22 protein-coding genes and 2 pseudogenes are annotated in these 24479 nt (G+C 63.1%); 7 read left to right on the top strand and 17 right to left on the bottom strand.

Going from position 1 to position 24479, the window contains the following annotated elements; genetic code table 11:
- Window positions 1–68 precede the first annotated feature (68 nt).
- The 3 genes from WJU18_RS14865 to WJU18_RS14875 form a co-directional block, all read right to left on the bottom strand.
- Complete coding sequence (locus WJU18_RS14865) at window positions 69–1022, bottom strand: FecR domain-containing protein (RefSeq protein ID WP_423460783.1); 954 nt, start codon at window positions 1020–1022, stop codon at window positions 69–71.
- 22 nt (window positions 1023–1044) lie between these two features.
- Complete coding sequence (locus WJU18_RS14870; protein WP_423461004.1) at window positions 1045–1524, bottom strand: sigma-70 family RNA polymerase sigma factor; 480 nt, start codon at window positions 1522–1524, stop codon at window positions 1045–1047.
- A 250-nt stretch (window positions 1525–1774) separates the two neighbouring features.
- On the bottom strand, window positions 1775–2356 hold the full coding sequence (locus WJU18_RS14875) for a hypothetical protein (RefSeq protein ID WP_423461005.1): 582 nt from the start codon (window positions 2354–2356) through the stop codon (window positions 1775–1777).
- A gap of 270 nt (window positions 2357–2626) precedes the next feature.
- On the opposite strand from WJU18_RS14875, the gene WJU18_RS14880 reads away from it, so the two are divergent.
- Entirely contained in the window at window positions 2627–3181 is a 555-nt protein-coding gene (locus WJU18_RS14880; protein ID WP_423460784.1) for a dihydrofolate reductase family protein, read from the top strand.
- Between the two features lie 15 nt (window positions 3182–3196).
- Here the strand turns inward: WJU18_RS14880 and WJU18_RS14885 are convergent, their stop codons facing one another.
- Window positions 3197–3640 carry an SRPBCC family protein gene (locus WJU18_RS14885; protein ID WP_423460785.1) on the bottom strand — a complete coding sequence of 148 codons (444 nt, stop codon included), beginning with the start codon at window positions 3638–3640 and terminating at the stop codon, window positions 3197–3199.
- Between the two features lie 56 nt (window positions 3641–3696).
- Window positions 3697–4857, bottom strand: coding sequence for a DJ-1/PfpI family protein (locus tag WJU18_RS14890; protein WP_423460786.1), 1161 nt, complete (start codon window positions 4855–4857; stop codon window positions 3697–3699).
- 239 nt (window positions 4858–5096) lie between these two features.
- On the opposite strand from WJU18_RS14890, the gene WJU18_RS14895 reads away from it, so the two are divergent.
- A complete protein-coding gene (locus WJU18_RS14895; protein WP_423460787.1) occupies window positions 5097–6083 on the top strand; it encodes a GlxA family transcriptional regulator in 987 nt (328 codons plus the stop codon).
- 41 nt (window positions 6084–6124) lie between these two features.
- Here the strand turns inward: WJU18_RS14895 and WJU18_RS14900 are convergent, their stop codons facing one another.
- Window positions 6125–7288, bottom strand: coding sequence for an alpha-hydroxy acid oxidase (locus WJU18_RS14900; RefSeq protein WP_423460788.1), 1164 nt, complete (start codon window positions 7286–7288; stop codon window positions 6125–6127).
- A gap of 259 nt (window positions 7289–7547) precedes the next feature.
- Here WJU18_RS14900 and WJU18_RS14905 point away from each other — a divergent pair, with 259 nt between their 5' ends.
- From WJU18_RS14905 to WJU18_RS14915, 3 genes and pseudogenes are all read left to right on the top strand, one after another.
- Window positions 7548–8102 carry a DedA family protein gene (locus WJU18_RS14905; RefSeq protein WP_423460789.1) on the top strand — a complete coding sequence of 185 codons (555 nt, stop codon included), beginning with the start codon at window positions 7548–7550 and terminating at the stop codon, window positions 8100–8102.
- Between the two features lie 89 nt (window positions 8103–8191).
- Window positions 8192–9291 (top strand): annotated as a pseudogene (add, locus tag WJU18_RS14910) (adenosine deaminase).
- Window positions 9292–9426: 135 nt separating this feature from the next.
- A pseudogene (locus tag WJU18_RS14915) lies at window positions 9427–10323 on the top strand (Bug family tripartite tricarboxylate transporter substrate binding protein).
- 60 nt (window positions 10324–10383) lie between these two features.
- Here WJU18_RS14915 and gorA read toward each other — a convergent pair.
- From gorA to WJU18_RS14965, 10 genes are all read right to left on the bottom strand, one after another.
- Window positions 10384–11769 (bottom strand): glutathione-disulfide reductase, encoded by a 1386-nt coding sequence (gene gorA / locus WJU18_RS14920; RefSeq protein WP_423460790.1) that lies wholly within the window; start codon window positions 11767–11769, stop codon window positions 10384–10386.
- Between the two features lie 140 nt (window positions 11770–11909).
- Window positions 11910–12887 (bottom strand): Bug family tripartite tricarboxylate transporter substrate binding protein, encoded by a 978-nt coding sequence (locus WJU18_RS14925; RefSeq protein WP_423460791.1) that lies wholly within the window; start codon window positions 12885–12887, stop codon window positions 11910–11912.
- Between the two features lie 14 nt (window positions 12888–12901).
- Window positions 12902–13642: an enoyl-CoA hydratase/isomerase family protein gene (locus WJU18_RS14930; protein WP_423460792.1), complete on the bottom strand. Its 741-nt coding sequence runs from the start codon at window positions 13640–13642 to the stop codon at window positions 12902–12904.
- A gap of 71 nt (window positions 13643–13713) precedes the next feature.
- Window positions 13714–15813, bottom strand: a complete 2100-nt coding sequence (locus tag WJU18_RS14935) for an acetate--CoA ligase family protein (protein ID WP_423460793.1) — start codon at window positions 15811–15813, stop codon at window positions 13714–13716.
- 89 nt (window positions 15814–15902) lie between these two features.
- Complete coding sequence (locus WJU18_RS14940) at window positions 15903–16883, bottom strand: Bug family tripartite tricarboxylate transporter substrate binding protein (protein ID WP_423460794.1); 981 nt, start codon at window positions 16881–16883, stop codon at window positions 15903–15905.
- A 156-nt stretch (window positions 16884–17039) separates the two neighbouring features.
- On the bottom strand, window positions 17040–17807 hold the full coding sequence (locus tag WJU18_RS14945) for an enoyl-CoA hydratase/isomerase family protein (protein ID WP_423460795.1): 768 nt from the start codon (window positions 17805–17807) through the stop codon (window positions 17040–17042).
- Complete coding sequence (locus tag WJU18_RS14950) at window positions 17804–18466, bottom strand: cysteine dioxygenase (protein WP_423460796.1); 663 nt, start codon at window positions 18464–18466, stop codon at window positions 17804–17806. Before WJU18_RS14950 ends, WJU18_RS14945 begins: the two co-directional genes overlap by 4 nt.
- A 66-nt stretch (window positions 18467–18532) precedes the next feature.
- The gene (locus WJU18_RS14955) at window positions 18533–19150 is read right to left on the bottom strand and encodes a molybdopterin dinucleotide binding domain-containing protein (RefSeq protein ID WP_423460797.1); all 618 of its coding nucleotides are present in this window, start codon (window positions 19148–19150) and stop codon (window positions 18533–18535) included.
- Between the two features lie 2 nt (window positions 19151–19152).
- Window positions 19153–19602 carry a molybdopterin-dependent oxidoreductase gene (locus tag WJU18_RS14960; RefSeq protein ID WP_423460798.1) on the bottom strand — a complete coding sequence of 150 codons (450 nt, stop codon included), beginning with the start codon at window positions 19600–19602 and terminating at the stop codon, window positions 19153–19155.
- A complete protein-coding gene (locus WJU18_RS14965) occupies window positions 19599–20924 on the bottom strand; it encodes a molybdopterin-dependent oxidoreductase (RefSeq protein ID WP_423460799.1) in 1326 nt (441 codons plus the stop codon). The genes WJU18_RS14960 and WJU18_RS14965 overlap by 4 nt, the downstream gene beginning before the upstream one ends.
- A gap of 117 nt (window positions 20925–21041) precedes the next feature.
- Here WJU18_RS14965 and WJU18_RS14970 point away from each other — a divergent pair, with 117 nt between their 5' ends.
- A complete protein-coding gene (locus WJU18_RS14970; protein WP_423460800.1) occupies window positions 21042–21800 on the top strand; it encodes an IclR family transcriptional regulator in 759 nt (252 codons plus the stop codon).
- A 50-nt stretch (window positions 21801–21850) separates the two neighbouring features.
- Here the strand turns inward: WJU18_RS14970 and pbpC are convergent, their stop codons facing one another.
- Window positions 21851–24049, bottom strand: a complete 2199-nt coding sequence (gene pbpC, locus WJU18_RS14975) for a penicillin-binding protein 1C (RefSeq protein ID WP_423461006.1) — start codon at window positions 24047–24049, stop codon at window positions 21851–21853.
- Between the two features lie 115 nt (window positions 24050–24164).
- On the opposite strand from pbpC, the gene WJU18_RS14980 reads away from it, so the two are divergent.
- Window positions 24165–24467: a hypothetical protein gene (locus WJU18_RS14980; protein ID WP_423460801.1), complete on the top strand. Its 303-nt coding sequence runs from the start codon at window positions 24165–24167 to the stop codon at window positions 24465–24467.
- Window positions 24468–24479 lie beyond the last annotated feature (12 nt).

Here is a 24479-nt window from a genome sequence, read left to right on the forward strand (position 1 = left end):
TTCACAACCCATGACAGGCGAGCGAGGAAAACAGGACAGGGCCGGCAAAATTTTTTTGAAATGTGTTTTCAGCGCGGCGCCACGGTCACCCAGTACCGCGTACGCCGCGATACCTGTACGGGCAAAGTTTGGGCCAATAGCGCCAGAATCCGGTCGGTGTCGCGTAACTGGTAAGTGCCCGACACACGCTGATCGGCCACGCCGGGATCGCAGTGCAAAATGCCCTCACGGTACCGTCCCAGTTCCGCCAGGAAGTCCTGCAGGCGCATGTTTTCCGCATAGAGAATGCCCCGTGCCCAGGCATCCGCTTGCGGCGCCGCGGGTATGACCGGCTCCCGGTCATGGCCATTGAACCGCATCTGCTCTCCCGCGCGGATGACGGCTGAACCCCCGGAACCCGCTGTCGTGACCTTGACCGCACCTTCCAGCACTGTCAGCAAGGTGCTCCCATCGAATTTCCGGACGATGAACCGTGTTCCCAGCGCCTGCATCTGGCCATCGTCTGTCTCCACGATAAAGGGCAGGGCGGCATAGGCCGCTGCGTGCGATGTTTCGATCAGGGTTTCTCCCGCGAGCTGGCGGATCCGTCGGGCTTCGTGATCTATCCACACCTTGAGGGCTGTTGCGGTGTTGAGCCGTACCAGGCTGCCGTCGGCCAGCGTGACCGTCCGGAACTCTCCCTTGGCTGTCCGGTAGTCGGCAGTCCAGCTTTGCCAAGGCAATTGCCGATAGGCGAACCAGCCGAGGCTGGGTGTTGCCAGCGCCCATGCCACGGCGCGCAACACCTGGCGGCGTGATCTGGCTGGGCGAGGGCGCTCCAGCACGGCTTTGCCGATTACCCGAGGAACCGAGTTCAGCTGGCCTCTCAATTGCTCTGCGCGCTGCCAGACATGCTCGTGCTGGGCGCTTCGGTTGCGCCAGCGCGCCAGTTCGCGCTGTTCGTCCTCGCTGAAATCCGAGGCATGCGCACGCGCGAGCCAATGAGCGGCTTCATCCAGGAGGTTGGTATCAGTGGCCTGCACGGGTCAGAACGTGTTTACGATCTCAGGTGTGCAACATCATGCCCAGGCACTGCCGGAAGCCTTGGGCCATGTAGCGGGTCACCGTGCGCACGCTCAACTGCATGTGAGCCGCGATGTCTTCATACGACATGCCGTCCAGTTGGGACATCAGGAATGCCGTGCGGACTTTGGCGGGCAACGCATTCAGAAGGGCATCCAGTTCCTGGAGTGTTTCGAGCAATATGGCCCGAGCTTCCACCGACAGCTCGCAAGCTTCGGGCAGGAGCTGCAGGGAAGCCAGATAGGCCGACTCCAGTGAGCGGCGCTCAAGATGGTTGATCACCAGCCGTTTGGCGACTGTGGTGAGATAGGCCCTGGGCTCGCGGATGTCCTCGATAGCCTGGGTTTTCGCGCTGACCCAGATGCGGGTGAAGGTGTCCTGCGCGAGATCGGCCGCGTCGCTGCTATTGCCCAGCTTGCGCTGAAGCCATGCGACCAGCCAATGATTGTGTTGCGCGTACATGCTCCCTAGTGCATGGCTTGCCGCGCGGTCGGTGAGGGACGACACAGGCTTTTTCTCTATGCATCGAAAATACGCTGTATTTTATACAATTGATATGCATTCTCATTTGCATCTGTGTTCGGAGAGTGTCTATGCACGAACCTGTTTCTGGATCGCTGCGATCTGGCATATTCGCCGCGCAGGTTAGTTGCAGCGAGTTTTCCGGCGCTCCCCGAAATGACGGGGAGCACGAAGAACATCAAAGACGGCTTTATTTTTGGCCGAACTTCAGCTTTGCATCTGCCACGCACTTGTCTTTGGCTGCACCGGAAAGCGTGTCACAACGTTCGGCCGCAGCTTTGTAGTTCGCTTCGCTTTTTTCAGCGTTGGCATCTTTCCTGGCTTCGGCCACGTTGGCCTGGTGGCCGGCTGCGGAATTGGCCGGCTGTTCGACTGCTTTTGCTACCTTGGCGTTTTCCTTGGCAGTCACGTGCGCTGCTTTGGCGTCCTTTTTGCACACGTCCTTGGCGTTACCGGTCTGGTCGTCGCATTTTTCCTTTGCGATATCGTAGTCGGCGTCAGCCTTGGCAAGGCGGGCCTTGTAGTGATTGCGCTCCGAGGGATCCTTTTTCGCTTCCAGCTCGGCTTTTGCAACCTTTTCAGCACCGTCGGCTTCCTTCTTGCACACGTCCTTGGCGTTGTCCTTGAGCGAATCGCACTGTGCCTTGGCGGCTTTGTAATCGGCGGCGATGCGGTCTTTGTCGGCCTTGTACTCGGCATTGGTCATTGCGAAACTGTTTCCAGCCAACGTGCCGGCCACGATCAAGGCGAGGAGGGAGGGGGAAAATTTCATACTGCATCCTTTGCTATTGCTCGGTTGGATCACCGTGAAGCAAACTTTAGTGTCGCCGTTGCAGGCACACGGTAGGTAGGTGGCAACATGCCTCGTCGGGAAAAGGCCTACAGCGATGAAATCCTGAGGCTCCTCGCGATGAGGTCGTGAACATGGATTCAAAATGCAGGCGCTGAACTTGCCCGGGCTTTTCCAGCTTGAGCGTTTTGTACTATTTGTCAGCCCTCTCGTTGAGTGGCAGAGCCGGGGCCGGTCCGTTACCATTGCTGAATGAAAACCCAATACTTCACGGCCACCAGTCTCGATGGTTTTCTTGCCACGGAAGACGATTCCCTGGAGTGGCTTTTCCCGCTGGGCGATCTAAACGAATCGAGCTACCCCGCCTTCATTGCTGAAGTGGGGGCACTGGCGATGGGATCCGCCACCTATGAGTGGATGCTGCGCAATGCAGCGAAGGTGGCCGAATCAACGGGAACAGCATGGCCTTATAGCCAACCGGTGTGGGTGTTTTCAAGCCGCTCCTTGCCAAGCATAGAGGGGGCGGACATCCGATTCGTCAGCGGTGATGTGCGCCGCATCCATTCAGACATGCAGGCCGCGGCGGGCGGCCGTAACATCTGGATCGTCGGTGGCGGCGATCTCGCAGGCCAGTTCCACGATGCAGGTTTGCTGGATGAACTGATCCTTCAGATCGGTTCAGTCACGCTCGGCCGGGGAAAGCCGCTTTTCCCGCGCAGGGTCCTGAGCCCTGCGTTGCGCCTGATGTCAGTGCGCCAGATGGGGGAGGGCATGGCCGAGATGCGTTACGAGGTTCGAACGGCGTGAGCCAGGCTGAGAGTTCTACTGGTTGATTTCGGGCTCGACCAATTTCGCGAGCTTGCGCAAGGATTCCTGCCAGCCAAGATAGCAGGCTTCGGCGGGAACCACATCGGGCACGCCCTGCTGTTCGATATGGACCTCCGTGCCGACCGAGACGGCTTTGAGATCCACGGTCACCTTCATTTCGCCCGGCAGTGCGGGATCATCGAAGCTGTCTGTATAGACGAGGCGTTTGCCGGGAACAAGCTCCAGATAGGTGCCGCCAAAGGAGTGGCTGCCGCCCGTAGTGAAATTACGGAAGGACATCTTGTGCTTGCCGCCGACCTTGGCATCCAGTTCGTGAACGGTACAAAGGTAGCCATAGGGAGGAAGCCAACTGGCAACCGCATCCGGTTCGATGAAGGCGCGGTAGAGCTTCTCGGGCTTGGTGGCAATGACACGGTGAAGACGGATGGTGCTGGGCATGAGGTTCTCCTTACTAGGCTTCATGAAGCGGGCTTGCCCCTCCGGGATGGAGGAGATCAAGGGTATATTGCCTTGCTCGGCTTTCCTGGATATTCGAGTTGCATAGCGACCACGTTGGCAGTGCGTTCTCCGTAACGCGCTGTGACAGCGCTGAGTGTCTGGTCGAGTGCATCGGCTGGCTTTTGCAAGGCTGTGAAGGGCACGCGCTGATCTGCAGGCCAGTTCGTGCCTGACCTGTCCGGAATGATTCGAACGCCATGGCGGCTCTTCACGGCGTCCGACGAGTGTGCGAATGTGGTCACGCTGGAGCGGTAGGTACGGGACCAGCCATCAGCCGCCAAGGCAAGAGATACTTCATCCAGATCCGGCTCCAGAGGGATGCCGAGTTTCTCCTTGCCCCAGAAATTCATTCGGTTGGCAAGCACGGTCGTGGCGAAGGAGCGAGTCAGTTGGAAGGCATCGCTGGCATGCCGTGCATCCCATCGGTCGACGCCAATGTCGTTTGCAACCGCTTGCGCCTTGGATCTACCGGCAATGGCTTCGATGAGCGTGAGCGCGAGCGGCATGGAGGCGCTGATGCCGGTTGTGGTGGTTACGCCAGCATCGGAGACCATTCTCCGGTCCGCAGCGTATTCGATGGTCGGATGGCGCTTCAGCAATTCGTTCAGATAGTACCAATGCGTGGTGGCGCGCTTGCCATCCAGCAGGCCGGCCGCCCCCACGACCTTCGCGCCGGCGCAGACACCGATAATCATCGCGCCTCGCGCTGCTTGGCCGTTGAGCCAAGCCATGACTGCCGGATCGTCGTCGCGGCTCATGGCAGGCACGATCACGTAGTCTGCGCCCTCGGGATGTGCGGCGTCAAATGCCGCCACCGTGGCATCCGGCACGACTTTGAGCGCGGGGTAGAGCTGCACCGGGCCCGAGTTGGTCGCCAGCAGCATGACATCCGCCACGCCGGCTCTGCGCAGGATGCCTGTGGGCATGAGGTAGTCTGTGGTTTCGGTGGCATCGTTGATGCCGATCACCGCGATCAGCGGGCGTTGGCGTTTGCCCGGTTTGAGCGCGGTCAGCAGGGCATCGGCTTCGCTTTGCGGAATGGGCGGTGCCATGGCGGCTGTCGTGTTTCCTGGCAGGCTCAACATCCAGCCGCCGAAACCCAGCGTGAACAAAATGATGAGGGCGATGCCGCCCCAAATGAGCTTGGACTTCAGCATGTCAATGTTCCCAGTAACCTAGAGCGTGTTCAACGTCTCCTCGCGGGTCCGTTGCGCCCAAAAAACCGCGTCAGCGGCGTTGAAAATCCTCGCGATACCATCAGGTATCCCTGCGGTTTTCGCCTTGCATCCACGATTTTTTGAACACAACAGCCCTCGCGCCGAGACGTTGAACACGCTCTTAAAGCATAAAACGTGCGGAATTGGCATGAATGACAAAGATGTGGTAATTACTGCCAATGCATCACGTCGTCTTCGTCGTATACCCCGGCTTCGAGTTGCTCGACATGTCCGGGCCTGCATCGGTGTTCAACGGCGCCAATCGCGCCTTGGGGCAGCAGGGCAGGCCCGCCCTCTATGAAATCGCCCTGACCTCATCCTCTGGCGGATGCGTCGAGAGCAGTTGCGGTGTGGTGCTGCAGACCCAGCCTATCACTGATTTACAGGTGGTTGAAGCACAAACCGTGTTGGTGGCAGGGGCTGAGCGCGAGCATTTGCTGACCGCTGTGACGGACTCGGTCATGCAGGCGGAGCTTCCGCGTTTGGCCAGGAGGGTAGAGCGGTTCGGCTCGGTTTGCTCCGGCGGTTTCGTTCTCGCCGCGCTCGGGCTGCTTGACGGCTATCGCGTTGCCACGCACTGGGATGCCTGCGGGCCATTGGCACAAGCTTTTCCTAAAGTTACGGTAGACCCTGATGCACTCTACGTGGTCGATGATCAGGTCTGGACATCGGCGGGGGTGACCACGGGCATCGACATGGCACTGGCGATGGTCGCGCAAGACCTGGATGCCTCGATCGCAGGCGAGATCGCGAAAAGGCTGATCCTCTATGCACGGCGGCCTGGCTCCCAGTCGCAATTCAGCCCGCTTCTCCAGGCACAGGTGAAGGGCGACAGCCCCTTCGCTGAGCTGATCGGGTGGATGCAGGAGAACCTGAGCGCACCGCTGGATGTGTCATCGCTGGCAGATCGCGCAGGCATGACCGAGCGGACTTTTCACCGCAAGTTCGTGGCGGCAACTGGCGAGACACCCGCCCGTTTCGTCGAGATCGCGAGACTGGATGCGGCGAGGATGCTTTTGTCGCGCGGGCTGTCTTTGAAGGCTGTGGCCGCGCAGGTAGGGCTTTTTCCGCCAGCCAGGTTGACGGAGGTGTTTCAGCGCCGCTTTGGGGTGGCGCCTCGCTTGTTCCGCGACATGCACGCGGAAATGACCTTGACACGTTCTTAACGCCCGACAAGCGCTGGTCCCGAGGGGCGTGCCGTGCAAATTCAGGCCATGGGGTATGTGCCCGGCCGGAAGATGCTTTTATCTACCGTTCCTATTTGCGTGTGGCCGCAAAAGGCCATGGTCAGGTCGAGTTCCTTGTGGATGATTTCCAGCGCCTTGGTCACGCCGGCTTCGCCTGCCGCACCGAGGCCATAGAGGAATGAGCGGCCGATATAAGTGCCGCGGGCCCCCAGCGCCCAGGCTTTCAGCACGTCCTGCCCGCTGCGGATGCCGGAATCGAGGTGCACTTCGATCTGCGAGCCCACCGCGTCGACGATGGCGGGGAGGGCGGCAATGGTCGAGGGCGCGCCATCCAACTGGCGGCCGCCGTGGTTGCTGACAATGAGGGCATCGGCCCCGCTGTCGACCGCCAGGCGGGCGTCTTCCGGCTCCATGATGCCCTTGATGATGATCTTGCCGCCCCAGCGCTTCTTGATCCATTCCACGTCGCCCCAGTTCAGGCGCGGATCGAATTGGCCGGCGGTCCAGGCGCCCAGGTTGGCCATGTCGTCGACGCCCTTCACGTGGCCGTGAATATTGCCGAATTGGCGCCTTGACGTCCCCAGCATGCCCAGGCACCAGCGCGGCTTGGTGGCCAGGTTCAGCAAGTTCGCCAATGTGGGCCTGGGCGGGGTCGACAGGCCGTTCTTGATGTCCTTGTGGCGCTGGCCCATGATCTGCAGATCCAGCGTGATCACCAGCGCGCCGCAGCCCGCGGCCTTGGCACGGTCGATCAGGCGTTCGATGAAGTCGCGGTCGCGCATCACGTACAGCTGAAACCAGAAACCGGGCCCCGCATGTTCAGCCACGTCTTCGATGGAGCAGATGCTCATGGTCGAGAGCGTGAAGGGCACGCCGAATTTTCTGGCAGCCCGGGCGGCGGCAATCTCGCCGTCAGCGTGCTGCATGCCTGTGAGGCCGGTGGGCGCAAGGGCGACCGGCATCGCAATAGGCTGGCCGATCATTGTGGTGACGGTGGACCGGCCCTCCATGTTGATGGCCACCCGCTGGCGCAGCAGGATGCTCTGGAAATCGGATTCGTTGGCGCGGTAGGTGCCTTCGGTCCAGCTGCCGGAATCGGCGTATTCATAGAACATGCGCGGCACGCGGCGGCGGGCCATCTGGCGCAGGTCTTCAATGCAGGTGATTTTGCTCAGATCAGTCATATCGGTCTCCTCAGGCCGCATCACGCGAGGATGTTCGGCCCACGCGAGTCTATCCAATATATGTCCTGCTCCCCCTAGGAGCGTGGGCGGCAGAAAGAACGTCGGCTGCAATGAGCGAGAAAACGGTCCATCGCGGTATTACCTCCGGCACCCATAGCTCGGCTATGGGCTTGTCGGTACTACCACGCTGTCCTCGTTTTTCGCTCATTTCGCTTCGACGCCTTCTGCCGCCCACGCTCCTAGCCTCTAATATCTTGGCATGGATGTTTCCCAGATCATTTCAAGCTATGGCTATTGGGCGGTGGCTGCGGGTTGCCTGCTGGAGGGGGAAACGGTGCTGCTGCTGGCGGGGTTTGCCGCGCATCGGGGCTACCTGAGTTTCGCCGGGGTGTTGGGGACCGCGGCGCTGGCGGGGTTCCTGGGTGACCTGTTCTTCTTTTTCATGGGCCGGCGACATGGCCCGGCGTTGCTGGCCCGCTGGCCTTCACTCGCGAAGCGGCAGAACACCGTGGACGGCTGGATCGCGCGGTATCGCGCGGCGGTCATCCTGGGGGTACGGTTCACCTACGGCTTTCGCGTGGCCGGGCCGGTGCTGATCGGGATGTCGAGCACACCGGTCGCTACGTTCGTGTTGTTCAATGCAGCGGGGGCATGCCTCTGGGCTGGGTTGATCGCCGGCCTGGGCTGGTTTTTCGGGGAAGCTGCCCAGCGTATGCTGGGGCATATCCATCACATGGAAAAGTGGCTGGCGCTGAGTTTGCTGCTCCTGAGCCTGGGTTGCGCCGCTTACGGCTGGTGGCGCCGGCGCCGATAATCAAGCCCCAGGAGGCTGCAGGATCCTGAACACGTTCTGAGATCAGCACGCTCTGACGGGTAGCCGCAACCCGCTTTTTGATCTGGCCTATGACCGATACCTTTCCCCCCGCCGCCGATGCCGTTGCCCACGGGCCGGCCCTGCATGCTTTTTGCCACGCTTTGCCCAAAGCCGAGCTGCATTGCCATTTGCTTGGGGCCATACGTCCTGCCACCTTTCACGAGCTCGCACGGCGCTCGGGTGGTATCAGCGCGGAGCAGATCGATGGTCTCTTTGCGCATGGTGAAAAGCGTCAAGGCGCGATTCCGGGCTTGCGCGCGCTGGAAAACCACGTGCTGCGCCATCCGGACGATCTGTACCGGCTCACGCGCGAGTATCTTGAAGATGCCCGTGCCCACAATGTGCTCTATGCGGAGTTTTTCTGGAATCCAACTGGCGTGGTGCAGCACTCGGGCCTTTCGTACGCCGCGCTTCAGGACGCGATTGTCCAGGCGGTGCGGGATGCCGAACGGGATCTGGGTATCACGGGCCGTCTGATACCCGCGATTGATCGCGAGGCGCCGCCGGCCGCGGCGGTCGAGATGGTGGCCTGGATGGCCGTCGCGCGCCGCGAGGAGGTCCCAGGCATCGGCATCGATTACCGCGAAGCGCTGGGCCCCCCGAATGGTTTGAGCAGGCCTATGCCGATGCACGCCGCGCTGGCCTCAAGACGACCGCGCATGCAGGAGAGTTCGGCCTGCCGTGGACCAATGTCAAGACCGCGCTTGACATTCTGGGTGTGGACCGCCTCGACCATGGCTACACGGTGATCGACAATCCGGAGCTCGCCGAGCGTTGCCTGGAGCGCGGCATGGTCTTTACCGTGGTGCCTGCCAATTCATATTACCTGCGCACGCTGCCGCCTGATCGCTGGGCGCTGGATCATCCGATCCGCCGCATGCTGGCACTCGGCCTGAAGATTCACCCGAACAGCGACGATCCTACATTGCACAACGTCACGCCCACGCAAGCATGGGCGATGATGGTGGAGCAGTTCGGGTGCACGCCTGCCGGCTTGCGGACGCTCATGCACAATGGCCTGGACGGCGCCTGGGTCGATGATGAGCGCCGTGAGGCTTGGCGAGCAGACTGGGACGCACGCTTCACACAGCTGCTGCAGGCGCATTTCCCTGGTTCCCCGGCGGCTTGACCGGAGCGCCTTAAGACACCCTCATTCGACCATTATTTCTGGAGCCTCATCATGCCCAATACTTTCCGCCGAGCATTTCTTGCCGCCGCTCTCGGCCTGGCCGCAACCGGAAGCCATGCCCAGCCTGCATGGCCCATGGCCAAGCCCATTACCTTGATCGTGCCTTTTACCGCGGGTGGCGGTGTGGACGGTATCGCGCGCCTGTTCGCGCAGAAACTGGGCGAGCAGATCGGCCAGTCAGTGGTGATCGATAACGTCGGGGGTGGCGGCGGCATCATCGGCACGCAAAAGGCCGCGAACGCCGCCCCGGACGGCTACACCATCCTGATGGCTGTCGACAGCCCCGCCGCCATTGCCCAATATGTGAATCCGCAGGCCGTGAAGTACAGCACCCAGCGTGACTTCGCACCGGTGGGCATGCTGGCCATCCAGCCGCTGGTCATCGTGGGGCGTCCAGGCTTGAACGCCTCATCGCTCAAGGAGGTGATCGCACAGGCCAAGGCCAATCCCGGCAAGATCAGCTATGCCACCTCCGGTATCGGCACGGTGCTTCATCTGGCCATGGAGCGCTATTAGCAGCAGGCTGGCATCAAGCTGCTGCATGTGCCTTACAGGGGCGGTGCGCAGGCGATCGCCGATTTGATTGGCAACCAGGTGGATTTGGCTATCTTGACATCGGGTTCGGCCATACCGCAGATCACCAGCAAGAAAGTGAAACCGCTGGCCGTGTCAGATGCCCACCGGCTTGCCGGGATCCCCGAGGTGCCTTCCATCACCGAATTGCCTGGCTTCAAGAACCTGGCGATGAATTCGTGGATCGGTATTTTCGCGCCCGCCAAAGCACCGGCGGCTGTGATCGAGAAGCTGAACCAGGAAATGAACAAGGTGTTGCAGCAGCCTGATCTGCGGGCCAAGTTCGCCGAGCTGGCCATCGTGCCGGGCAATGGCACTGCGGCCCAATTCGGCTCGTTCGTGAAGAATGAGCAGGCCCGTTACGAGAAAATCGTACGCGACGCCGATATCCACGAGTAACGAGACGCTTCCCAGGCGGGGCGGAGGGTGGCTTCACCTTGCCCTGCACGCCGCTTCTGTTCACGTCCGCGCGATTTCCCGCAGGGTTACGAATTCCTCGGCGCTGGTGGGATGGATGCCGATGGTGGCGTCGAACTGCGCCTTGGTGGCACCACATTTCAGGGCCACGGCAAAGCCTTGCACGATCTCGCCCGCGTCGGCGCCGACCATGTGCAGGCCCACCACACGGTCGCTCGCGCCATCGACCACCAGCTTGACCATGGTGCGTTCGCTGCTGCCCGAGAGGGTGTGCTTGAGCGGTTTGAAATCGCTGCGGAACACCCGGATGGCGCCGAACTTCTCGTGCGCCTTTTCCTCTGAAAGCCCCACGGTGCCGATGGGCGGGTGGGTGAAGACGGCGGTAGGGATGAGGTCGTAATCCATGGCGCGTGCCGCTTTGCCCGGCAAGGGGCCGAACAGGTGGTCCACCAGGGCCATGGCTTCAGCCAGTGCCACCGGCGTGAGTTCCATGCGGCCGACCACGTCGCCCAGCGCGAATACGCCAGGCACGCTGGTGGCGAAATGCTCGCCTACCCAGATGGTGCCGTCCTTCTCCTGGCGGACACCGAGTGCGTCCAGGCCAAGGCCATCCGTGCGGGGCTTGCGTCCGGTAGCGTAAAGCACTGTATCCGCATCCAGAACATGGCCATCCTGCAAATGCACCTTGCGCGCGCTGCCGTTTGCCTCGATGCGGGCCACGTCGCTGCGTACGCGGATGTCGACACCAGCCTTGCGCATTTCGCTGGCTGTGAAAGCGCGCACTTCATCATCAAAGCCGCGCAGGACTTCTTCGCCCCGGTACAGCAGCGTGACCTCGGCGCCCAGCCCATGGAAAATGCTCGCCATCTCGCAGGCGATGTAGCCGCCGCCGACCACCACCAGGCGCTTGGGAAACTGAGGCAGATCGAACATGTCATCGGAGGTCACGGCCAGCTCGCGCCCGGCCACTTCGGGGACGTAGGGCGTGCCGCCGGTGGCGATCAGGATGTGCCGGCAGGTGTGGCGGCTCGTCTGGCCGTCCGCATGAGCGACTTCCACTGTGTGGGCATCCGCCAGCCGTCCGTGGCCCTGCAGGCGGAGCACCTTGGCGCCGGTCATGAGGCCTTCGTAGATGCCGTTCAGGCGCGTGATTTCCTTGGCGCGGTTGGCTTTGAGGGTTTCCCAATCGAGGGTAGGGGCGCCTGGAAGCTGCCAGCCGAAGCCGCGCGACTCCTCGAATGCTTCGTGATAGTAGGCGGCGTAGCTGTAGAGCTTCTTCGGGATGCAGCCCACGTTGACGCAGGTGCCGCCCATGGGGCCGCTTTCGGCCATGCCCACCTTGGCGCCACGCTGGGCTGCCATGCGCGCCGCGCGCACGCCACCGGATCCGCCGCCGATGACGAAGAGGTCAAAATCAAACTCCGCCATGGCGGCCCTTCAAGATGCTGAACACACAGGGAGTGTAGGCATTTGAGGAAAGGCGAGTGCGGATGCGGCTTATTCCAAGAGGGCAGGGTGCTGCAGGGTGCGCACTTCGTGCACACCCTACGTGACTGGTGAGGCCTTCGTCAGTCGGCCTTGATGCCTTCCTTCTGGATCACTTCCTTCAGGTAGGCCGCATCATTGCGGACGCGCTTGGTGAAATCGGCCGAGCCTTCGAAATCAGGGTACATGGCTGACAGCAGGAGTTGTTCGCGCACCCCGGGTTGGGCCAGGGCCTTGCGGGTTTCTTCGGCCATGCGTGCCACGATCGGCGCTGGCGTGCCCTTGGGCGCGAAAAGACCGAACCAGCTCGGCACGTTGACTTCAAAGCCTTGCTCTTTCAGCGTGGGGACGTTGGGCAGATCCGGGTTCCGCTGGTCGCTCAGGGTGGCCAGGCCCTTGAGATCGCCCGCCTTCACGCGCGGGGCCGTCACGGGGTCATACATCACGTCGATACGCCCGCCGATCATGTCGGTCATCGATTCGACAGCGCCCTTGTAGGGAATGTGCGTGACCTCGATGCCGGTTTGCTTGTGCAACAGCACGCCGCTCAGGTGCACGATGGAGCCCACGCCGTTGGAGGCGAAGTTGAACTTGTTCGGATTCGCCTTGGCCGCCGCGACGAACTCCTTGTAGTTGGAGAAGGGTGCGTCTTTCCGGGCCGAGACCAGGCCATACGACGAGCTCAGCTTGGCGACCGGAATGAAGCTTTCCCAGGTGTAGCTGGTCTTGCGCAGGTAGGGTGCCACCGCGACGGTAGCGGTGGGACCGACGAAGAACGTGTAGCCGTCCGGGGTAGCCCGGGAAGCGTACTCCGTGCCAAGAATGGCGCCGGCGCCTGGTTTGTTCTCCACGATCACGGGTTGACCCAGTGCCTTGGAGACACGGTCACCAATGAAGCGCGTGATGATGTCGGAAGAGCCGCCGGGCGGGTAAGGCGTGATGAAGCGGATCGGCTTGTCGGGCCAGCTCGGTTGAGCCAGGGCGGGCGTGAAAGCCGGCAGCAGGACGGCGGGCACGGTGGCCAGCGCCGCCATGCCGAGAAGGCGTTTTGTTCTGATCATGAATTTCTCTGGTATCAACGGCCGGTGAATTTCGCCGGACGCTTTTCCTTGAAGGAGGCCACGCCTTCCTTGATGTCGTCGCTTTGGGCGATGCGGTCGAGCATCACGCGCTGCGGATAGTGCTGTGCGGTCGACGACACGGGCAAGGTGCTGAGCGCGATCGATTTCATGGCCTGCACCACCAGCGGCGCGTTGCGGGCGATCTTGGTGGCGAGTTCCATGGCCACGGCCATGCCTTGGCCCTTGGGCGCGACCCGGTTGACCAGGCCAACCTCATACGCGCGCTGCGCGGTCATGGGGTCGCCGGTCATCAGCCATTCGAGGCCCGCCTTGTACTGCATGCGGGGAGGAAAGCCCGCCATGATGCCTGCGAATGCGCCGATCTTGGCTTCCGGGTAGATGAACTGCGCTTGCTCTTCCGCCACGGCCATGTCGGCCAGCATGACCATGGTGGCGCCAGCCCCCACGGCGAAACCGTTCACCGCGCAGATGATCGGCTTGTCGCAAGGCACGGAGAGGTTGGGCATGCAGGTCCACACATCGCGGGGCATGTCTTTCAGGTCGGCACCGGCGGAGAAGGCCTGCTCGCCAGCCGCGCCCAGAACGGCTACCCGGTCTTCGCTGCTTTCGGCAAAGCGCCGCCAGGCCGCGTGCAGGCCTTGCACCACGGCGTTGTTGATCGAGTTGCGGACCTCGGGACGATTGATGGTGATGCGGGCGACGCCGTCTACGCTTTCGTATGTGATTTCAGACATGAAAAAAGTCTCCTTGAAATGATGGACAGATAAAGACTGGGAGCGTCCAGGGAACCTGGAAGGCGATTTGGTCAGACTAGCGTAGCCCGGGCATCCGCCGCGACGATGCGGTTGCCGGCCACGAAGAGCGGGTTGATGTCGAGTTCGCTGACGCGGCCCTTCGAAGCCGCTGCCAGCGAACCCAGGCGAACCAGCACGTCGGCGATGGCGTTGAGATCGGCTGGTGGGCGGCCGCGGAAGCCGGTGAGCAGGGCGCGGCTGCGCAGCCTGCCCAGCATGGCGAGGGCCATGTCCTGCGAAAGCGGTGCGGGCCAGAGCTGCACGTCTTTCATCAACTCCACCAGCACGCCGCCCGCGCCCACCATGACCAGCGGGCCGAATTCCGGATCGTTCTGAATGCCCAGGATCAGCTCGGCGTCAGCCCGCCACATTTCGGTCACGAGGTAGCCATCCAGCGCTTTCACGCCTGCGGCGCTGGCTGCTTCGGCAATGGCCTTGCAGGCCGCGCGGACGTCGTCGTCGCCTTGGACGCCCAGGCGTACGCCGCCCACATCGCTCTTGTGCACGATCGCCGCGCTGACGGCCTTGATGGCCACCGCACCGCCAATGTCCCGGGCTGCACGCACGGCGGCCTCGGCGTCGGCGGCGAACGACCAGCGCGTGGTGGGAATGCCGTTGGCTTCCAGCAGGCGGCGCGCATCGGGTTCGGTGAGAAAGCCGTTCGGCAGATCTTGAGGCACGCCGCATCCGGGCAGAGGGGCCACGGCCGGCTGAGGTTCCGTGCGGTGGGCCAACGCCGCGAGCGTCTTGAGCGCATCGTGCGTGCTGTCGAAGTAACCATGGCCGGCTTCGCGCATCATGCGGCGGGCCACTTCGCCGTGGTTGCCCGCACCTTGCACGAAAGCCAGGGGCTTGCCGCTGCGGTTGGCCGCGGAAATGGCTGCCTTCACCACATGTTCCTGGCCCGGCTGAGTGGTCAGCAGCAGAAGGCCGGCGCCTACAGCCGGATCGGCCATGGCGCGGTCGAGCGCGATGCCGATGGAGCCGCCTTCCACTTCAGGGTCAGGCGGCGCCATGTGGTTCAGCATGCCGAAATCGAAGGGCAATTGCCTGTGCGTGGCCGGCAGCACAGGCGAGACGGACTGCACAGTGGCTTCGGACAGCAAGGGCAGGGTGAGGCCGTGCGCTTCCAGCCCGTCGACCAGCAGCGCGCCGCCGCCGCCGGAGCCGGAGAACACCGCTACGCTGTCGGAGGTGGGCCGCTTGCCGCGTTGCAGCAGCAGGGCGCCTTGCAGCAGATCGTAGATGGTCTCGAACAGATAGACCCCCCAGCGCCGGCAGGTGGCCTCGAAGGAGGGCCATGCGCCCGCGAGGCTGGCCGTATGGGAGGCCGCGGCACGGGCTCCGGCTTCGCTGCGGCCGGATTTGGCCACGCAGACGGGCTTTCCAGCAGTTGCGGCGCGCTCCAGCAGGGCGGTGAACCGCTTGGGGTCCTTGATCCCTTCGATGTAGAGGGTGATGACCTCGGTCATCGGGTCATCGATCAGGTATTCGAAGAAGTCATTCAGATCGAGATCGGCCTGGTTGCCCACCGAGACCGTGGAGGAAAAGCCCGCTCCGATATCCACGCCGCGCGAGATCATCGCACCCATCAGCGCGCCGCTCTGGCTGGCCATGCCGATGCCGCCCTTGGGCAGTTGCGCCACTGTGCCCATGACCACGCCGGTGGTGGCGCACAGGTTGTGGTGTGCGTTCATCAGGCCCATGCAGTTGGGTCCGATCAGGCGCACGCCGCCCGCGCGGGCGATGGCCACCAGTTCTTCCTCGTCGGCGCGGCCCTGGGGGCCCGTCTCGGCGAAGCCGGCGGTAATGCACAGCGCGCAGCCCACCTTCTTGGCCACGCAGTCTTCGACGGCGGCGCGAATGTGCTGGCGAGGCACCAGCAGGATGGCCAGATCCACGGGGCCGGGGCAATCCTTGAGAGACTGGTAGGCCGGCAGGCCCATCAATTCGGTGGCCTTGGCGTTGATGGGGTAGAGCGGGCCATTGTGCCGGTGGCGCAACATGTAGGCCAGCAGGCGGCCACCCCATTTTTCGATGCTGTCGGAGGCGCCGACGATGGCGACGCTCGTGGGGTGCAGGATCTCGCGGACGGTCTGGTTCGGTTTCACGGTGAAAGGAGGCGATCGGGAAGGGGGAGAAAGGCATCGTCATGCCGGCTTGCGCCGGAATGACGATGGCGCGCAGGAAGAGAAGCAGATCAGTTGCCGCGGACCCCGATGGCGGGCAGCAGTTCCGCGAACATCTTCTGGTCTTCGAGGACGGACTTCCTGAATTCCTCCGTGGGCATCCAGGCTGCGATGGTGTTGGCGCGCGCCAGGGCGTCCTGCACCTCCTTGGCTTCGAGCGTCTTGTGCAGCGCATCGGCCAGGCGGGTGATGATGGCCTTGGGGGTGCCTTTGGGGGCTACCAGGCCCCAGCCAGGGCTTTTCGCCTGGGTGATCTCGAAGCCGGTTTCCTTGAGCGTGGGCACGTTCGGCAGGTCGGGGTGGCGGCGCTTGTAGAACACCGAGAGCGGCTGGATCCGGTCGGCCTTGACCATGGGCGTCGCGGCGCCGTCGATGATGAAGTCAATCTCGCCGGCCACCAGCCCGTTGACGGCTGCCACCGAACCCTTATAGGGCACGTGCAGTACCTTGATGCCGGTGTCGCGTGCCAGCGTGAGCCCGAACACGTGGCCTGCGGAGGCCTCGCCCGCGGAACCGAAGCTGAGCTTGCCCGGATTCGCCTTGGCGTAGGCGATGAACTCCTTCATGTCTTTGATGGGCAGTGTCTTACGCACGGCCATCACCGCGATGTAGTCGGCCACACCGCCAGCCCATTCAAAGCTGTCCAGGTTGTAGTTCAGCTTGCGCAGGTGGGGCAATTGGGTGAAGCTGGTCATCGCGGCCATCAGCAGCGTATTGCCGTCAGGCGCTGCGTTGGCAGCGTATTCAGTGCCCACCTGCGTGGTACCGCCGGGCTTGTTGTCGATGAAGATGGTGGCGCCCAGGAGCTTGGCCATGTGGTCGGACACCAACCGGGTGAGAATGTCCGAGGAGCCGCCAGGCGGAAAAGGCACCACCATGCGGATCGGCGTGGAAGGCCAGGCGGCCTGCGCGGCGGCTTTCGTGCTGGTGAGCAGCGAAGGGAACATGACGGCCAGCGGGGCCAGCAGGCGTAGGCGTTCAGGTTTTTTCATGGTGTCTCCTTGGGCTAGAAAATGAAAGCTCGGAATAGCTAAAGCTCAAATAGCGGTCGGTTTTTTCACCGTCATTCCCGCGCAGGCGGGAATCCAGCGGCAGCGCCCGCGGGAGGCACTGGATTCCCGCCTGCGCGGGAATGACGGATGCGAGTGTTACTTGCGTGGCTTGCTGCTGTTCTTGTATTTCTCCAGCCGGTCAGCCAGGCCCGGCAGGGCGGCGGAGCCCACTAAAGCCGCCAGATCAGCCTGGTTGAAGTCAGGACGAGTAGCGGCCTTGAGTTGCGCGTAGGTGGAGCGGTCCACGGCCAGCAAGGGCAGGTGTTCGCGCCATTGGATGGGGTCTTCCAGCAACCCGGTGGCGAACCCGGCGCTCATGGCATTCGTGGCATCGATGCGTCGACCGTGCGCTACCCAGTCCATGGCGCGTCCCTGACCAACCAGGCTGGCCAGCCGCCGAGTGCCCAGCACCAGTCCGAAGCCCGCGCCAGGAAAGCGCCATTCGGTTTGCGCGGTGGCGTAGCGCAGATCACAGGCTGCAAACAGATCGGCACCGGCTCCCCAGGTGCGGCCTTGCGCGATGGCTACCGTGCGCAGGGGTGCATTCCACAAGAGAGACAGAAGGTGCTCGATGCGTGCAAAGCGCCACAGCAGCGGCCCGTCCGTGGCGGCGAGGCTCCGGGTGCCTTCGGCTTGGCTCTCCGGTGCAACTTGTGGAGGGGGTGGCTGGGTGCCGAGATCGAAGCCCGTGCAGAAATGCGAGCCGGTCGAGTTGAGCACCAGCGTGTGGGTGGAGCCATCGGCGATGCATTCGGAGATCCGGGCAATCAAGTCCTCGACCATGGACTCTGACAGTGCATTGCCGCGCGCGGGCTGCGCGAGCGTGGCCACCGCGATCTGGTCGGCGCGTGCGAACTCGATCACGCCGCTTCCTTTTGAAGACCGGCGCGTACGATGTGCGACACGTCCCACAGGTTGGGCATGCTGGGCGACGAGTAGCCCGAAACGAAATTCTTGACCGCGCCGCTGTGGGGATCGAACACATGGCGGGCCACGGCGCCGATGTTGCCGCCGTACACATGGATGCTGATGGACGTGCGGTTGTCGTAGAGGTTGGACACCTGATGGATATCCACGGTGTTCGGCGACACCATCTCGATATCGCCAGGAGACAGCGTGACGGGCTCGCCCACAGTCACGAGCGTGCCATCGGCCTCCCGCTTGTAGCTTTGGCCTGTCTCCGCACCGCGCAGCATGCCGATCAGGCCCCACACCATGTGATCGTGCACCGGCGTGCGCTGGCCGGGGCCCCAGACGAAGCTGACCACGCTGAAGCGTTCCAGTGGGTCGCAGTGCAGCAGATACTGCTGGTAGTGCTCAGGGTGAGGCTGCGCCGCGGACTCCGGCAGCCAGGTGTCGTTGGCAATCAGCTTGGCCAGGGCGGCGCGCACGGCTTCCACGCGCTCGTGCTCGGGCTGTTCCTGTTCAACGATGCGGGTGGTGGTGGCCAGGAATTCGCGCAGGGGAGCCAGTGATCTGGCTTGCTGGACGGGGTCGGCCGAAAGATCTGTCGCGTTACTCATTTTTCAATTTTTCGTGGGCTGGGCGTTGTCTCGGGGGCAAACCGTGAGCACATTCCTTGAACGCGCTCAGGTTTCAAACTGCGGAAGAATCCATGGCGTGGCAGGCGGTGGCGGGCTTGTCAGCTTCTCGATCTGCACCAGGCAGGTCTGTGCAATGCAGCCTTGCGAAAGGCTGGACGCGCCGATATCGAGCGTCAACACATTGGGGTTGCCGTGCTTTTCCACATTGCCGGCACCAGCGGATTTCCATTCCTGGGGGTCGAACCAAGCCCCTGTCGAGAGCTTGACCACGCCCGGCCGGATGTCGTCAGACAGACGCACCGCGCAAATGCAGGCGCCGCGATCGTTGAACACGCGTACGATCTCGCCATCCGCCAGGCCGCGTGCTCGCGCGTCGGCAGGCGACAGCGTGATGGGTTCCCGTCCGGCGATCTTGTTGTCGCGGCTGTAGGCGGAATGATCAAGCTGGCTATGGAGCTTGGTGAAGGGCTGATCGCTCAGCAAGTGCAATGGGTGGCGCTTCGCTTTCTCGCTGCCCAGCCATTCGATGGGCTCCAGCCAGACGGCCTGGCCGGGGCAGTCGGCATGGCCGAAACTGGCGATGCGCTCGCTGAACAGCTCTATGCGGCCGCTGGGTGTGCGCAGGGGGTGCGCGGCAGGATCGGCGCGGAAATCGCCGAGCATGTTCACTTCAGCCTCCGGCTGCGCCAGATCCAGCAGTTCACGCTCCCAGAATTCCTCAAACGGCGGCAGGGACGCCCCCCGCGAGAGGCGCGTGGACGGGATTCTTCATACATCCAGGACAGCCACTGGGCGCTGGTACGCCCTTCAGTGAAGGTGTCTGTTGCGCCCAGGCGTTCGGCAAGGGCGGCGAAGATGTCGTAGTCGTCGCGGGCCTGGCCTACCGGCTCGAGGACCTTCTTCATGGCGATCATGAAGCGCTCGCGCGACGCATAGCCTATGTCCTCGCGCTCCAGTGAGGTGGTGGCGGGCAGCACAATATCCGCCAGTTTGGCCGTGGGGGTCCAGTATTGCTCGTTGACCACGATGGTCTCAGGCTTGGACTGCCAGGCGGCCAGCAGGCGGTTGAGGTCCTGGTGGTGGTGGAAAGGGTTGCCGCCAGCCCAATGGATCAAGCGGATATCTGGATAGGTGTGGCTGGCGCCGTTGTAATGGAACTGCCCCCTGGGTTCTCCAGCATATCGGTCAGGCGGGCCACCGGAATGAACGAACGGACGGCATTGCTGCCCTGCGGGAGGGTGGGGCCGCTGAATTTGGCGTTGTCGTTGCCCAGGGCGTTGGTGGTGCCGTAACCCACGCCGAATCCGCCACCCGGCAGGCCCACTTGTCCCAGCATCGCCGCGACGGTGACCATGGCCCAGAAGGGCTGCTCGCCATGGTGCGAGCGCTGCAGCGACCACGCCACGTTGAGCATGGTGCGCGTGGCCGCCATTTCACGCGCCAGGGCGATGATGCGTTCCGCGGGAACTTCGGTAATGCCTGCGGCCCAGGCTGCGTCTTTCGGCTGCCCATCAGTTTGCCCCAGGAGATACGGTGCCACGCGTTCAAATCCCACGCAGTGGCTTGCCAGGAAAGCGGGGTCATGCAGACCCTCCTGTAGCAGCGTGTGAGCCACTGCGAGCAAAAGGGCCGTGTCGGTGCCCGGGCGGATGGGAATCCACTCCACGTCGCCCCCTGTGTCGATGTCATCGCGCACAGGGCTGATATTGATGAAGCGTACGCCGGCTTCCGCCATGCTGCGCAGCCCGCTGGGCACCAGGTGCTCGGTCGCGCCGCCTGAGGCCACTTGCGCGTTCTTGGCGGGCACGCCGCCGAAGGTCACGAAGAGGCGGGTGTGCTCTGCCATGACGCGCCAACTGGTATGCAGGCCGAACAACTCCTCCATCGACGCGACGATGTGCGGCATCAGCACACGCGCCGCGCCCAGGCTGTAGGAGTCGGCATGGCGCACATAGCCGCCAACGGAGTTGTAGAACCGGTGTACCTGGCTTTGGGCGTGATGAAAACGCCCCGCGCTGGACCAGCCGTAGGAGCCTGCGAAAATCGCGCTGTTGCCATGCGCGGTGCGCACGCGCTCGATTTCCGCCGCGATGAGATCGAGCGCCTCGTTCCATTCCACCTCGACGAACGGCTCCTGGCCACGCAGATCGCGCCGCGTCTCGGGGGCATCGCCGCGCCGGCTGGCCAGCCAGCTCCGGCGCACGGCCGGACGGCGGACCCGCACAGGACCCCGCGCGGCCTCCAGCATCGACAGGCCGATGGGAGAGGGGGAAGGATCGCGTGAGAAGGCCTGCAAACGCATGGCACTGCCGCTGCCGACGGCTTCATAGACGCCCCAGTGCGTCGCGGTGTAGCGCAGAGGGGAAGAGGAGCAGGATGAGGCGTTCAACTGCTCGGCTTGGGATGTCTCGGAGTCCCGGGAAGATTGATGTTGCATGATGTACGCGATATGCTATCCCGTTCTATATTACAAATCCAATTTTCTATATTCTGGAACGAGTATGAACTTCTGGTGTGATTTAGCCGTGGGAAAAGCGGTGTGCGAGGAGGCGGCATGAACAACACGCTGGTCAAGGGTTTGCGGGTGCTGGAGCTGCTGACCGCCCGCGATGGTGCCATGGGGGTCAGTGAATTGGCGGCCGAACTGAACGTGGGGCGCAGCAACGTTCATCGCTTGCTGCAAGCTCTCGTGGAGATGGGCTATGCGGTGAATGAAGGCGGGCGCGGCAACTACCGGGCGTCGCTCAAGGTCTGGGAGCTGGGTGCGCAAGCGCTGCATAAGCTCGATTTCCGGGAGGCTGCCGCGCCGGCCATGCGTGAATTGTTGAGCAAGAGCAACGAGACGGTGCACCTGTCCGTATTGAGTGGCGACGAGGTGGTTTACATAGACAAGCTCGATAGCCCTGAACCTGTGCGGGCTTATTCGGTGGTGGGCGGGCGGGCACCGGCCTATTGCGTGGCCACCGGCAAGGTGCTGCTGGCATGGCGGGAAGCCCAGCCGACGGATCTGCTGACGGTGCGCAAGCTTCAGGTTTTCACATCCAGCACCATTGGCGACACCGCCCAATTGGCCAACGAACTGGCGCGTGTGCGGCAGCAGGGTTATGCCATCAACCGGGGCGAGTGGCGCAGCAGTGTCTGGGGTATCGCCGCGCCGGTCATGATCGCCAGCGGCCGTGTGGTGGCGGCAGTCGGCATCTCAGGGCCGGCTGCACGCATTCGGGCGCGCGGGTTGCGGCGCCTTACCTCCCTGGTGGCCGAAGCCGCGAAACAGGCATCGCAGACGCTGGCACAGCGCGATGCGCCTGGGTAGCTGGATTTCGGCTGAACCTGTAGGTTGGGCTGAGCGAAGCGATGCCCAACCTACTTCCGTTCGGTGAGTCCCTTCACCCCCGCGCCGCGCACTTCCAGCCGCCGCTCATCTCGTACGGCACCTCCCTTGTCACGCAATTGAACGGTGTGGCGTCCTGGCCAGGGGAGCCATTGGGCTTGCGGCCCTTTTCCTATTTCCCGCTTTCCGATCACCCAACGCAGATCGGCCGGGTTGGCGCTGCCGGCGTCGGCGGTCAGTGTGAGGCGCTGGCGCGCCGGCGGAATGTCCGGGTCCAGAGCCAGGATGGTGCCGTCCTGTGGGCTCAGAATGCGCGGCGGCACTGCGGGGGCCTCAGAGTCTTTAGCGCGGGCCGCCTGCTTGGAGGATGACAGCGAGGGCGCCGTATGGACCGCGAAAAGCGGCTGCTGAGTACCGGCCAGAAACCATTCGCTGCGGGTCGCTTCGAGCTGGTCGCCAAAATTGACGGCCGTTTTCAACACGCCCGGAGGAGGGCGTGGCGCCTGCGAGGGTGTGCGGGCATGCAGCTCTCGCATCAAGGCAGCCCATATGGGGGCGGCTCCGCTGGTGCCGCTGACGTCCCACATGGGTTTGCCGCTGGCATTGCCCACCCACACGCCGACTGTATAGCGCTGGCTGTAGCCCACGGCCCAGTTGTCACGCATGTCCTTGCTGGTGCCGGTTTTCACGGCCGTCCAGAAACGTGTAGCGAGAATGGAGTCGGTCCCAAAGGTCCGGGCGCGCGCGTTCGGGTCGCTCAGGATGTCGGTCACGATGAAGGCCGCACGAGGGTCCAGCGCGGGCGTGAACGCCGGCGTAGATGCAGGTGAAGGGACCGAGGGCTTGAAGGTGGCCGGGCTGAAGCGTCCTCCGTTGGCCAGGGCGCGATAGGCGTTCGTGAGCTGCAGCAGGGAGACTTCAGCGCTGCCCAGTGCCAGGCTGTAGCCATAGTAGTCTCCGTTTTCTTTCAAGGCGATTCCGAGGGCGCGCAACTGCCGGGCAAACGGCTCCGGAGACACCATGACCAGGGTGCGCACTGCCGGCACATTGAGCGAGGAAGCCAGCGCCGTGCGCGCCGATACCCAGCCCTTGAACTGCCGGTCGTAGTTCTGGGGGATATACAGCCCGCTGGCGGTTGGCAGGTAGGCCGGCGAGTCGTCGAGCAGGGAGGCGGCCGTCAACCGCTGCTCGGCAAAAGCCTGGGCGTAGAGAAAAGGCTTCAGTGTGCTGCCCGGTTGGCGTTGCGCCAGTACGCCATCGACCTCGGCCGCGGCGCTCAAGGCGCCTGTGGAACCTACCCAGGCCAGAACCTCACCACTGGCGTTATCGAGCACGATCACGGCGCCGTCTTCCACATGGCGTCCGCGCAATTCCTTCACGTGCTGCTGAAGGCTCTGAAGCGCCAGGCGCTGCAGGCGGGCATCGAGCGTGCTGCGCACCTGGGCTTCTCCTTCCCGTGAAGAGGCCAAGAGGCGGCGGGCCAAGTGGGGCGCAATGCCTTCGCTGGCGGTAAATGCGCGGCGAGACAGGGCAATTTCCGCCTGCATGTCGAGCACCAGGCAATCCGTGGGCACCTTGGGGCCACGCATTTCCTTGAGCACGCCGCATGCGCGTTTGGCCACCGCGGCAGGCTGGGCGTTGGGCGAGCGCACCAGCGCCGCCGCCAGCGCGGCTTCGCTCTCGTTCAGTCCATGGGGGGCTTTGTCAAATAAGGTGCGCGAAAGGGCATCGATGCCGACCAGTTCGCCGCGAAAAGGCACTAGGTTGAGATAGGCCTCCAGGATCTGATCCTTGCGCCAACTGGATTCCAGGCGGGTGGCTGTCACGGCCTGGCCGATTTTCTGCTGAAGATTCCGCCCACCGTTCCCCAGGCGCAGATCATCGTCCAGCAGGCCCGCCAACTGCATCGTGAGCGTGGAGGCGCCGCGTGTGCGCTTGTTCCAGAGGTTGGCCCAGGCCGCGGCCGAGACGGCGCGCCAGTCGACGCCGGAGTGTTCATAGAAGCGCTTGTCCTCGGAGAGCACCATCGCCATGCGCAAGGCCGGTGAGATACCGTCCAGAGGTACCCAAGGCCCGCGCCGTACCGTCATATCCGTACGCACGCGTTGCAGTGTCTCACCATGGCGGTCGAGCACGAGTGTTTCGGATGGCCGATACGCTTGCCGGATTTCTTCGAAACCGATGGCGTGGCTGACCGCGGCTGCCCCCATGGCGAGGGCGGCGAGCACCATGCGGACCAGGGTGTGGACGGCTCGAACACGCTCTGACGTGCTTGTCCTACAGCCATCGCGATACATGAGGCGTAGCCTTTTCTTGGGGAGATTGCTCAGCCTAGGAGAAATCATCATGACCAAGCAGGATAATAAATTGGCGGAAACGCTGGAAACGCATCATGCCTATTGGCGTGAGAAATACGAAAGCGAACCATACTACCGAGAGGGGTACACCTACGAAGACTACGGCCCCGCATACGCCGCGGGGCTCGATGCGGCCGCCAAGCACCCAGATCGCAACTACGAGGATCATGAGAGCGCCCTGGCGCATGAGTGGCATATCTACCGCGGCGACTCACGCCTTGACTGGAAGGAAGCCAACGCTGCGGTTCGTGCAGCCTGGGAGCGCATGAAGCTGCACCATATGGATGGGTAGGGATGGGTGGAG

It is taken from the genome of Ottowia sp. VDI28 (genome assembly GCF_049532675.1).
Taxonomy (GTDB): Bacteria; Pseudomonadota; Gammaproteobacteria; order Burkholderiales; family Burkholderiaceae_C; genus Ottowia.

What these genes read in the sequence shown, in the direction of transcription:
- WJU18_RS14870 (WP_423461004.1), bottom strand. Translation starts at nt 1,524, where the DNA reads ATGTACGCGCAACACAATCATTGGCTGGTCGCATGGCTTCAGCGCAAG.
- WJU18_RS14900 (WP_423460788.1), bottom strand. Translation starts at nt 7,288, where the DNA reads ATGACTGATCTGAGCAAAATCACCTGCATTGAAGACCTGCGCCAGATG.
- WJU18_RS14905 (WP_423460789.1), top strand. Translation starts at nt 7,548, where the DNA reads ATGGATGTTTCCCAGATCATTTCAAGCTATGGCTATTGGGCGGTGGCT.
- WJU18_RS14890 (WP_423460786.1), bottom strand. Translation starts at nt 4,857, where the DNA reads ATGCTGAAGTCCAAGCTCATTTGGGGCGGCATCGCCCTCATCATTTTG.
- WJU18_RS14885 (WP_423460785.1), bottom strand. Translation starts at nt 3,640, where the DNA reads ATGCCCAGCACCATCCGTCTTCACCGTGTCATTGCCACCAAGCCCGAG.
- WJU18_RS14980 (WP_423460801.1), top strand. Translation starts at nt 24,165, where the DNA reads ATGACCAAGCAGGATAATAAATTGGCGGAAACGCTGGAAACGCATCAT.
- WJU18_RS14880 (WP_423460784.1), top strand. Translation starts at nt 2,627, where the DNA reads ATGAAAACCCAATACTTCACGGCCACCAGTCTCGATGGTTTTCTTGCC.
- WJU18_RS14895 (WP_423460787.1), top strand. Translation starts at nt 5,097, where the DNA reads ATGCATCACGTCGTCTTCGTCGTATACCCCGGCTTCGAGTTGCTCGAC.
- WJU18_RS14925 (WP_423460791.1), bottom strand. Translation starts at nt 12,887, where the DNA reads ATGATCAGAACAAAACGCCTTCTCGGCATGGCGGCGCTGGCCACCGTG.
- gorA (WP_423460790.1), bottom strand. Translation starts at nt 11,769, where the DNA reads ATGGCGGAGTTTGATTTTGACCTCTTCGTCATCGGCGGCGGATCCGGT.
- WJU18_RS14965 (WP_423460799.1), bottom strand. Translation starts at nt 20,924, where the DNA reads ATGCAACATCAATCTTCCCGGGACTCCGAGACATCCCAAGCCGAGCAG.
- WJU18_RS14930 (WP_423460792.1), bottom strand. Translation starts at nt 13,642, where the DNA reads ATGTCTGAAATCACATACGAAAGCGTAGACGGCGTCGCCCGCATCACC.
- WJU18_RS14950 (WP_423460796.1), bottom strand. Translation starts at nt 18,466, where the DNA reads ATGAGTAACGCGACAGATCTTTCGGCCGACCCCGTCCAGCAAGCCAGA.
- WJU18_RS14875 (WP_423461005.1), bottom strand. Translation starts at nt 2,356, where the DNA reads ATGAAATTTTCCCCCTCCCTCCTCGCCTTGATCGTGGCCGGCACGTTG.
- WJU18_RS14940 (WP_423460794.1), bottom strand. Translation starts at nt 16,883, where the DNA reads ATGAAAAAACCTGAACGCCTACGCCTGCTGGCCCCGCTGGCCGTCATG.
- pbpC (WP_423461006.1), bottom strand. Translation starts at nt 24,049, where the DNA reads ATGGTGCTCGCCGCCCTCGCCATGGGGGCAGCCGCGGTCAGCCACGCC.
- WJU18_RS14970 (WP_423460800.1), top strand. Translation starts at nt 21,042, where the DNA reads ATGAACAACACGCTGGTCAAGGGTTTGCGGGTGCTGGAGCTGCTGACC.
- WJU18_RS14955 (WP_423460797.1), bottom strand. Translation starts at nt 19,150, where the DNA reads ATGCTCGGCGATTTCCGCGCCGATCCTGCCGCGCACCCCCTGCGCACA.